General features: G+C 72.7%; 6 protein-coding genes. All 6 read right to left on the minus strand.

Annotated elements, in window-relative coordinates; all coding sequences use genetic code 11:
* Positions 1 to 130: 130 nt before the first annotated feature.
* Positions 131 to 2,155, minus strand: a complete 2,025-nt coding sequence (locus ABEA77_RS28125; RefSeq protein WP_425588405.1) for a hypothetical protein — start codon at positions 2,153 to 2,155, stop codon at positions 131 to 133.
* A 225-nt stretch (positions 2,156 to 2,380) separates the two neighbouring features.
* On the minus strand, positions 2,381 to 3,880 hold the full coding sequence (locus tag ABEA77_RS28130) for an SDR family NAD(P)-dependent oxidoreductase (protein ID WP_345653473.1): 1,500 nt from the start codon (positions 3,878 to 3,880) through the stop codon (positions 2,381 to 2,383).
* Between the two features lie 530 nt (positions 3,881 to 4,410).
* Positions 4,411 to 5,850, minus strand: a complete 1,440-nt coding sequence (gene obgE / locus ABEA77_RS28135; protein WP_345653476.1) for a GTPase ObgE — start codon at positions 5,848 to 5,850, stop codon at positions 4,411 to 4,413.
* Between the two features lie 200 nt (positions 5,851 to 6,050).
* Positions 6,051 to 6,305: a 50S ribosomal protein L27 gene (rpmA, locus tag ABEA77_RS28140; RefSeq protein ID WP_345653479.1), complete on the minus strand. Its 255-nt coding sequence runs from the start codon at positions 6,303 to 6,305 to the stop codon at positions 6,051 to 6,053.
* Positions 6,306 to 6,319: 14 nt separating this feature from the next.
* Positions 6,320 to 6,640 (minus strand): 50S ribosomal protein L21, encoded by a 321-nt coding sequence (rplU, locus tag ABEA77_RS28145; RefSeq protein ID WP_018487143.1) that lies wholly within the window; start codon positions 6,638 to 6,640, stop codon positions 6,320 to 6,322.
* Between the two features lie 300 nt (positions 6,641 to 6,940).
* The coding region (locus tag ABEA77_RS28150) for an Rne/Rng family ribonuclease (protein WP_345653484.1) at positions 6,941 to 10,345 on the minus strand (3,405 nt) is incomplete at its 5' end.

Consider the following 10,345-nt stretch of genomic DNA (forward strand, 5'->3'; position numbering starts at 1 on the left):
CGCGCCAAGACGGTGCGTGGCGTGAGCCACTGGGCCGCCGCGGGCCGCGTCCGCTGACGCCGGGAGGCCGGCGGCGGTGCCGCCGGCCTCCCGGTCGCTCTTTCGTCCGTGCGCGGCGTGCCGCGCGGTGTCAGCCCCGTACGGGCGAGTCGTGCGCGTCGCGCTCGGGGTCGCCGGGGCCGGGCGCCGAGTCGTCGAGCCCAGCCGCCTCCTCCGGTTCCGAGAGCCGCTTGGCGACGCCCGCGTTGCGCGCCTCCGCCTTGGCGGCGAGCGCGTCGATGGCAGCGTTGAACTGCTCGATGGAGGTGGGCTCGTCGGGGCCGAGCAGATAGTGCTTGAGCTCGGCGCGGCGCTCCCGCAGCCGGTCGGCGGCCGGGTCGGCGACCGCCGCGAGCAGCTCGTCGATGCCCCGCGCGTCGTTGGTGAGTATCACCGCGGCGCGTACGGCGGTGTTCTGCCGCCTGAACTCGGCCTCGCCGATGCCCGCCGAGTCGGTGACCGCATACGGCTTGCCGCTCGCGATGAAGTCGGACACCACGCTGGAGATGTCCGAGACCATGGCGTCGGACTCGTTGAAGCAGTCGTAGAGCCGGGGCTCGGCGCCCGTCACGGTCCTGTGCTCCCACCAGCCGAAGGAGCGCCAGTACGCCTCGTTCCACTCGGCGCGCAGGCGCTTGGCCTCGTCGAGGCGGTCCTGGTCGGCCATGGAGAGGCGGGAGACCTCCGCCTCGTCGCGCCCCGCGCGGCCCGAGGCGGCGAGCCCGTCGAGCCTGGCCTGCACGCGCGCCATGGTCTCGGCGGCCGCCTGCCGCTCGGCGCGGGTCGTGGCCTCGGCCTCCTTCCACCGGGGGTCGGCTGCGCGGGCCGCCGTGTCGGCGTCGAGCAGCTCGGTGATGCGCTGGTGCACGGCCTTGGCCCGCTTGTCGCGGATACCCGTGAAGGGGTGCGGCTTGTACACGACCCGGACGGGCGACGGGGCTTCGAGCAGCCTCTTGACGATGTTCTCGCCCGCGAGCAGCAGGGAGGTGTTGCCGGGGTTGTCGTCCCAGCCCTCCCAGGTCGGCGCGTACAGGACCGTCGGCACGGGGTTCTTCTGCGTACCGGTCCAGGGCTTGATCGGCGCCAGCTGCGGGCGGCCCACCTCGACGATGTCGTCGTCGCGTACGCCCACGTCGGCGAGCGCGTACCGGTCGCGGCCCGCGCGGCCCGCCGTCCACACCTCGTCGTACACCTTGGAGTACGGGTTGACGCTGGCGATCTTGTCGCTGTCGCCGTGGCCGATGAAGACGTGCTTCATGGTGGGCACGCGCAGCAGGTGGATGTTCTTGCCGACGTTGGCCGCGTAGAGCGCGACCCGCACCGTGGACAGTTCCAGGTTCATCAGGTTGGTGCCGCCCGGCACGCAGATCACCGGTACGGAGGTGGGCGCGAGCTGGTTGGCGATGCCGCGCTCACGCAGCACGATGAGCGGGCGCTCGACCTGCTCCATCGTCTCCAGCCACATGTTGACCTGGTACGCGGACTCCTTGGAGCCGGAGAAGTACAGGACCGTGCGCGGCCGGTAGGCGCGCAGCCACTCGTCGATCGCGGCGAGCACCTTGGGGGCCGGAGGAACGATCCGGCGGCGGCGCAGGTTCGGCGCGAGCAGCAGGATGTAGAGCAGGCCGAGCCCGGTGGAGATCGCGGCGCCGGCGTACCCGTAGAGGAAGGTGCCGGTCGCCGCGGCGACGAACACACCGATCTCCATCGGCAGGTCGAGGTGGAGCATCTTCGCGACCGACTGCGCCATCAGGAACCGCGGCGGCGCGGACGCGATGTGCAGCGCGCCCAGGTCGACGTTGCGGGTGACCACCGGCATCGAGCGGCGCTTCCTGATCAGGGTGACCAGGGCGCCCTGCACCGTGTTGAGCGCGTAGAAGACCAGGAACGCGGCGATCGCCACGTAGGTCAGCCTCATGCCGCTCAGGCCGAGCCTCGCCAGCAGGAGGATGAGCAGGAGCTGCCGGGCGAGGAAGCGGATGGCGATGCCCGCGCGCACCTTCTCCAGGCGGTTTATCAAGTAGCTGCCGCGCTGGTGGAGATAGCGGTCGGCGACGTAGGTGACAAGGGCCGACACGGCGAAGAACCACAGGTTCGGGATCAGTGCGGCAAGCATGACGCACGGGTAGCCCAGTCCCATGAGGACTGCCGCGGCCAGCTCTGACCGGCTGCCTACACGAGCCAGTCGGATGGCGGTCGAAAACACGGGGAACCTGCTCCATCGGTGCCGTTTACTACACGGTATGCGGAAAATGTGAACAAGGAATTCACGCACTCGGGCCTCTGTGACCGCGCGGCAGCGGTCACAGAGGCCCGTTAGATACAGCTTTGGCTGGGATTATTACACATCGCCATGGCGGTCGAGCACGGAGGCCAGCGCCTGCTCGAAGCCGGACGCCTCCGACGCGCCGCGCGTCGGGTCCTGCTGCCGCACGTCGATGACATGGCCGGTCAGCTCGGACAGCAGCACGTCGAGCGAGGTCCGCGCGACGGCCTCCGACGACAGCAGGGTGCCCGCGGGCTCCTCGCCGAACGCCTTCGTGCGCATCGGGGTCGCCGTGCGCTCCGGGTTCACGCAGTTCACCCGGATGCCCTCGCCCGCCCACTCGTCGGCGAGCGCCTGGGTGAGGTTGACCATGGCGGCCTTGGTGGACGAGTAGAGGCTGTACTCGGCGCGCCCGCGCGTGTAGCTGCTCGACGTGTACAGCAGGAGCTGGCCCTTGGTCTCGACCAGGTACTTGTACGAGGCGCGCGCGATCTGGACCGGCGCGAGGTAGTTGACGTTCAGCGCTTCCTGGATGGTGCTGTTGTCCGTCTCGGCGAGCTTGCCGATGCGCAGCACGCCCGCGGTGTTGACCACGTAGTCGATGCGCCCGGTCTCCGCGTACGCCTTGGACAGGGCGTCGTCCACGTGCTCCGGGTCCTCCACGTGCGTGCCCGTGGTGGAGCGGCCGAGCGCGTAGACCGTGGCGCCGTAGCCCTCGGCCATCTCGGCGATGTCGGCGCCGATCCCGTACGACCCGCCGAAGACGACCATGGTCTTGCCGGAGAGCAGCTCGCGGTACGCGGCCTCGTCGGCCTGCGCGGGCGCGGCGGTGGAGGCCAGCTGGAACAGCTTGTCGGCGATGAACACGTCGACGGGCTGGGTGACCTTCATGTTGTACTCGTCGCCCGCGACGACGTGCACGGGCACGTCGGGCAGGTACTTCAGCACGACGGAGCAGTCGTCCGTCGCCTGGAAGTTGGGGTCGCCCGCGGCCACCTCGTAGGCCCTGCGGATGGTGGAGAGCTTGAACGCCTGCGGGGTCTGGCCGCGGCGCAGCCGGGAGCGGTCGGGGATGTCCGTGATGAACTCGCCGTCGTCGCCGTGCGTGCGCGTCACGATGATCGTGTCGGCCGAGGGGATGGCGACGTCCACCGCCTGGTAGCGCTCCAGCGCGTCGACACATCCGGCGATCACGTGCTGGGAGAGGAGCGGGCGCACCGCGTCGTGGAAGAGGACGTTGCGGTCCTCGCCCTCGGCGAGGCCCTCGCCGAGCAGCGCGATGGCGCGCTCGGTGGTCTCGTTGCGGGTGGCGCCGCCCTCGATGACCCGGGCGACCTTCGTGAACCCCGCCTTGGCGACGATCTTCTCCACGTCGGGGACGTACCCGGGCGCCATCAGGACGACGATGTCGTCGATGCACGGGGCCTGCTCGAAGACGGCCAGGGTGTGCTCGATGACGGCTTTGCCCGCGATCTTCAGCAACTGCTTGGGGATCGAGAGCCCCACACGCTGACCGGTGCCGCCGGCGAGGACGACTGCCGTGGTTCGGGTACGAGCGTCACGCGGCGCAGACACAGAGGAACCTACCTAGCGAGAAAGGGTGGAGCGGCACGATGGTTGCACTCTCAGTGACCGGTGCGCAAGGCGCAAGCAGTCGGCCGCGGGCTTCCGTGCACCCCAACTTAACCCGTCCATCGGGAAAACAATCAACGCGGTGGAAGGGGCACCGTGAGCATGGCGACATTCCACCGCACGCTCCCCGCACAGGTGCCGGGAGCGCACGGCCTCGAATTCCTGGCATACCCCCGCGAATCACCGCGCCCCGCCGCCGGGCGTACCGGCGGCCGGGTCCGGCCCGCCCGCCTGCCCGCGTGCCGGGCCGGGCGGGCTCCCGCCGGCCGCGCGGCTCGACCGCCGCGTCCTGGCCGTACCGGCCGGCGGGCCGCCACACCGGAGCCGCACGGCCGCCGCCGAGGATCCGGCGCCGGGGCGCCCGCCGCCCGGACACCGCGCGGCGAGGGCGGGGCGGTGCGCGCCGGGCCGGGCGGCACCGCGCCCGCGGTGGCGACGTGACACAGCGCGACGGCGCGCCCGCAGGCGCCGGGTCAGTCGAAGGGGTCGAAGTCGCGGTACTCGCGGGCCGCCTCGTCCCGTTCGGCATCGCGGTCGCGGCGGCGCTGCGAGGCGGGCCGCGGCGCGTCGAAGCGGTGGTCCTCGCCGCGCCTGCCGAGCATCTCCGCACCCGCCGCCATCGAGGGCTCCCAGTCGAAGACGACCGCGTTCTCCTCGGGGCCGATCGCGACGCCGTCGCCGGGGCGTGCGCCCGCCTTCAGCAACTCGTCCTCCACACCGAGGCGGTTGAGCCGGTCGGCGAGGTAGCCGACGGCCTCGTCGTTGTTGAAGTCGGTCTGGCGCACCCAGCGCTCGGGCTTCTCGCCGCGCACCCGGTACAGCCCGTCGTCCTCAAGCGTGACCCGGAAGCCGGCGTCGTCCACGGCCTTGGGCCTGATGACCACCCGCGTCGCCTCCTCCTTCGGCCGGGCGGCACGCGCCGTGGCGACGATCTCCGCCAGGGCGAACGACAGCTCCTTGAGGCCGATGTGCGCGACGGCCGACGCCTCGAACACGCGGTAGCCGCGCGCCTCCAGGTCGGGCCTGATCATCTCGGCGAGCTCGCGCCCGTCGGGGATGTCGACCTTGTTGAGGACGACGACGCGGGGCCGGTCGTCGAGGCCGCCGTACTGCTTCAGCTCCTCCTCGATGACGTCGAGGTCGGAGAGCGGGTCGCGGTCGGACTCCAGGGTCGCGGTGTCCAGCACGTGCACCAGCACCGAGCAGCGCTCGACATGGCGCAGGAACTCAAGGCCCAGCCCCCGCCCCTGACTTGCGCCCGGGATCAGCCCCGGCACGTCGGCGACGGTGAAGACGGTCGAACCCGCCGTGACGACACCGAGGTTGGGGACGAGCGTGGTGAAAGGGTAGTCCGCGATCTTCGGCCGCGCCGCGGAGAGCACGGAGATCAGCGAGGACTTGCCCGCGCTCGGATAGCCGACCAGCGCGACGTCCGCGACGGTCTTCAGTTCGAGGACGACGTCGCCGCCGGTGCCGGGCTCGCCGAGGAGCGCGAAGCCGGGCGCCTTGCGGCGGGCCGAGGCGAGCGCCGCGTTCCCCAGGCCGCCCCGGCCGCCCTGCGCCGCCACGTACGTGGTGCCGTGGCCCACCAGGTCGGCGAGTACCTCGCCGTTCTTGTCGAGCACGACGGTGCCGTCGGGCACGGGCAGCACGAGGTCCTGGCCGTCCTTGCCCGAGCGGTGGCCGCCCTCGCCCGGCCTGCCGTTGGTGGCGCGCCGGTGCGGCACGTGGTGGTAGTCGAGCAGCGTCGTGACGGACTGGTCGACCACGAGGACGACATCGCCGCCCCGGCCGCCGTTGCCGCCGTCGGGGCCGCCGAGCGGCTTGAACTTCTCCCGGTGGACGGAGGCGCAGCCGTGGCCCCCGTTACCCGCGGCGACGTGCAGTTCGACGCGGTCCACGAAGGTGGTCATGGTGGGCTTCCTCCCAGAAGAAGACGGTCGAGCGGGAAACGCTGGAAAGCTGAAAGGCGGGAAACGCTGAAAACACTGAAAGAGGGGAAGAGGCGGCCCCGGCGGCCGTTCCTCCCTGGGTAACACGCAAAGAGCGGACCCGCTTCCCGTCCGGGAAGGGGGCCCGCCCTGAGCGCAGAACTGGTGGACCGCCGCCGTCGTCAGGCGACGGGGACGATGTTCACGACGCGGCGGCCGCGGCTGGTGCCGAACTCGACCGCGCCGGCGTTGAGCGCGAACAGGGTGTCGTCGCCGCCGCGGCCGACCCCGGTGCCGGGGTGGAAGTGCGTGCCGCGCTGGCGGACGATGATCTCACCGGCGCCGACGACCTGGCCGCCGAAGCGCTTGACGCCGAGCCGCTGGGCGTTGGAGTCGCGCCCGTTCCTGGAGGACGAAGCGCCCTTCTTGTGTGCCATGAATCCTCAGTCCCTTACTTCGCAGCCGCGGGGATACCGGTGACCTTGATCGCCGTGTACTGCTGGCGGTGACCCTGGCGACGGCGGTAGCCGGTCTTGTTCTTGTAGCGCAGGATGTCGATCTTGGCGCCCTTGTGGTGGTCCACGACCTCGGCCGTGACCTTGATGCCGTCCAGCACCCACGGGTCGCTGGTGACGGCGTCCCCGTCGACCACGAGCAGGGTCGAGAGCTCGACCGTGTCGCCCACCTTGGCAGTGGAAATCTTGTCAACCTCAACGATGTCGCCGACAGCAACCTTGTGCTGACGGCCACCGCTGCGCACGATGGCGTACACGCGGATCTCACTCTCACTCGGAACGGGAACCTCTGACGCCAGCCGCCCGCACGGCCAGGGGCCGTGGCAGTCCGGAATGGATGAGCGGCCTCCCCCGGAGACCGGGAGGTGGGTGCTCAGAGGCAGGCATGCACACAGACACGCCGAAGGGAAAGAATACGGGCGGCCGACCCGGAGGGTCAAACCGGCCCCTGCCACCCGCCCGTGGGCCGCGAGGACGCGGGTACGGGCGGGTACGGGCGCCGCGCGTGGCGCGGAAGGGCCCGGCCGGACAGCGCCCGGCCGGGCCAGGACCGCGGGTCAGGCGTCCGTGTCCGCCTGGGAGACCACGCCGGACGGCGCGGTCTGCTCGGCCGCCGCCGTCTTCTTCGCCGACGACTTCTTGGCGGTCTTCTTCGCCGGGGCCGACTTCGCCGCCGTCGACTTGGCCGCGGTCTTCTTCGCGGCGGTCTTCTTCGCCGTCGTCGCCTTCTTGGCGGCGGTCTTCTTCGCCGGGGCCTTCTTGGCGGCCTTGCGCGCCGTCTTCTTGGCCGCGGGCGCCCCGCCCGCCTCAGCGGACGCTGCGGACTCCGGCGCCGTGGCCTCTTCGGCCGCCGGCTCAGGCGCGGCGGGGGCCTGTGTCTCGTCCTTCTGCGCGCCGGACGCGACCACCACGACCGCGCCGCCGTCGCCGGACGGCGGGCCGGCGGGCGCGCTGACCTTGCGGGTCACCCTGCGACGCCCGCGCGGCGGCGCCGCGGCCCGGGCGGGCTCGGGCTCGGGCTCGGGTGCCTGCTCCACCTCGGCCTCCGGCCCGGCGGCCCGGGACTCGGCCGCGGGTACGACGACCTCGGCGGGCGCCTCGTCCGCCGTGCGGGGCGAGCCCGCGGGCGCCGACACCTTCCGCGTCGCCCTGCGGCGCGAACGGCCGCCGCGGCCCGTGGCCGCGGCCTCCGCCTCGGCGACGCTGCTGTACAGCTCCTCGTCGGGCGTGAACCCGGGCGACGGCAGCGCGGCCGGAGCGGCGGCTTCCGCGGCCACCTCTGCCGCCGTCTCACCGGCGTCGGGGGCCTGCTCGGCGGCCACGGGCACCGGCTCGCGCGCCTCGTCCTGCACCGCGCCGTGGTCGTGGTCGTGCTCGTGGTCGGCGCCGCCGGAGCCGCCGCGGCGCTTCTTGCCGCGCTTGCCGCTTGCGCCGCCCGCCTGGGCGGCCGGCTGCTCCATGTGCACGATCACACCGCGGCCGTTGCAGTGCACGCAGGTCTCGGAGAACGACTCCAGCAGGCCCTGGCCGACCCGCTTGCGGGTCATCTGCACCAGGCCGAGCGAGGTGACCTCGGCCACCTGGTGCTTGGTCCTGTCGCGGCCCAGGCACTCCAGCAGCCGCCGCAGCACCAGGTCGCGGTTGGACTCGAGCACCATGTCGATGAAGTCGATGACGACGATGCCGCCGAGGTCGCGCAGCCGCAGCTGGCGCACGATCTCCTCGGCCGCCTCCAGGTTGTTCCTGGTGACGGTCTCCTCCAGGTTGCCGCCCTGGCCGGTGAACTTCCCGGTGTTGACGTCGATCACGACCATGGCCTCGGTCTTGTCGATCACCAGGGAGCCGCCGCTCGGCAGCCAGACCTTGCGGTCGAGCGCCTTCATCAACTGCTCGTCGATGCGGTACGTCGCGAAGACGTCCACCTCGCTCGTCCACCGCTGGAGCCGGTCGGCGAGGTCGGGCGCCACGTGGGCGACGTAGCCGTGGATGGTCTCCCACGCCTCCTCGCCGCTGACGATGACCTTCGAGAAGTCCTCGTTGAAGATGTCGCGGACGACGCGCACCGTCATGTCGGGCTCGCCGTACAGCAGCGTCGGCGCGTTCGAGGAGCCGCTCGCCTTGGACTTCTTCTTGATCTCCTCCCACTGCTCCTGGAGGCGCTCCACGTCGCGGCGGAGCTCGTCCTCGCTGGCGCCCTCGGCGGCGGTGCGCACGATGACGCCCGCGTCCTCGGGGACGACCTTCTTGAGGATCGTCTTGAGGCGGGCGCGCTCGGTGTCGGGCAGCTTGCGGCTGATGCCCGTCATGGAGCCCTCGGGCACGTACACGAGGTAGCGGCCCGGCAGCGAGACCTGACTCGTGAGGCGGGCGCCCTTGTGGCCGATCGGGTCCTTCGTGACCTGCACGAGGACCGACTGGCCCGACTTGAGCGCGGTCTCGATGCGGCGCGGGCCGCCGGAGTGGCCGAGCGCGTCGAAGTTGACCTCGCCCGCGTACAGCACCGCGTTGCGGCCCTTGCCGATGTCGACGAACGCGGCCTCCATGGAAGGCAGCACGTTCTGCACCTTGCCGAGGTACACGTTGCCGACGTACGAGGTGGCCTGTTCCTTGTTGACGTAGTGCTCGACGAGCACGTCGTCCTCGAGGACACCGATCTGGGTGCGCTCGCCGTGCTGCCGTACGACCATCACGCGCTCGACGGCCTCGCGGCGCGCGAGGAACTCCGCCTCGGTGATGATCGGCACCCGGCGGCGGCCCTGCTCGCGGCCCTCGCGGCGGCGCTGCTTCTTCGCTTCGAGGCGCGTGGAGCCCTTGATCGACTGGACCTCGTCGGAGCTGGTGCGCTCCTCCTTCTTGCGCGGCTCGCGGACCTTCACGACCGTGCGCTCGGGGTCGTCGCCGCCCGCCGCCTCCACGTCCCCGCCGGTGTCGCCGCTGCGGCGGCGGCGCCTGCGGCGGCGACGGCTGCTGGACGAGCCGCCCCCCTGTCCTGCCTCGTCGGCGTGGCCGTCGTCGTCCGCCTGGCGGTCGTCGGAGTCCTCGGCGCCCTCGCGGTCGCCGTCCGCGTCGCCGTCCTGGGTGTCGTCCGCGTCGTCCTGCTGGGCGCCGCGGTCACCGTGCGCCGACTGCGTCTCGTCGCCCTCGTCCGCCGCGTCGCCGCGGCGGCGCCTGCGGCCGCCCCTGCGGCGGCGGCGCGACGGCCGGTCGTCGGCGGCTTCGTCGGCGTCGGCCGCGCCCTCCTCTGCGGCCGTGTCTTCCGCGGTCTCCTCATCGTCGGCGTCGTCGGCCGAGGTCGTGGGGGCAGCGGCGGCGGGCCGCTGGGCGGGGGCTTCCTGCTCGGCGGGCTCGCCGCGGCGGCGGCGCCGCCTGCGCGCCTGGCCCTGGTCCTCCGCGGCGCTCTCCGCCTCGTCGGTCCCGGCGGGGGCGTCCGCGGTGTGCGCGCCCCCCGCGGCGGCGGCAGCAGCGGCGGTCTCAGGGGTCTGGAACATCGGCTCGGCGAAGACGGGCGCCTGGAAGACGGCGACCGCGGGGCGGGCCGACCTGCGGCTGCCGCGTGCGGGGGCCGCGCTCTCCTCGGCCACCTCGCCCGTGCCGGTCTCCGCGACCCTGCGGCGGCCGCGGCCACGCGCCGGGCGCTCCTCCTCGGCCGCCTCCGCCGGGTGCGCGGCCTGCGCGGGTTCGGGCGCGGCGGTCTTGCGGGTGGCACGGCGGCGCGTACGCGGCGCGGGCTCAGGCTCCGCCTCCTCGGAGACCACCACGGCCTCCGCCTGCTCGGAACCGCCGGCCACGGGCTCGGGCGCAGCCGTCTTGCGGGTCGCGCGGCGCCGGGCGCGCGGCGCGGGCTCCGCCTCCTCGGAGACCACCACGGCCTCGGTCTCCGCCGTCGGCACGGACTCGGCCTCCGGCTCCTGCGCGGGTTCGGGCGCGGCGGTCTTGCGGGTGGCACGGCGGCGCGTACGCGG

The sequence above is a fragment of the Streptomyces tremellae genome, from assembly GCF_039540215.1.
Lineage (GTDB): Bacteria > Actinomycetota > Actinomycetes > Streptomycetales > Streptomycetaceae > Streptomyces > Streptomyces tremellae.

What these genes read in the sequence shown, in the direction of transcription:
- ABEA77_RS28125 (WP_425588405.1), bottom strand. Translation starts at nt 2,155, where the DNA reads ATGCTTGCCGCACTGATCCCGAACCTGTGGTTCTTCGCCGTGTCGGCC.
- rpmA (WP_345653479.1), bottom strand. Translation starts at nt 6,305, where the DNA reads ATGGCACACAAGAAGGGCGCTTCGTCCTCCAGGAACGGGCGCGACTCC.
- obgE (WP_345653476.1), bottom strand. Translation starts at nt 5,850, where the DNA reads ATGACCACCTTCGTGGACCGCGTCGAACTGCACGTCGCCGCGGGTAAC.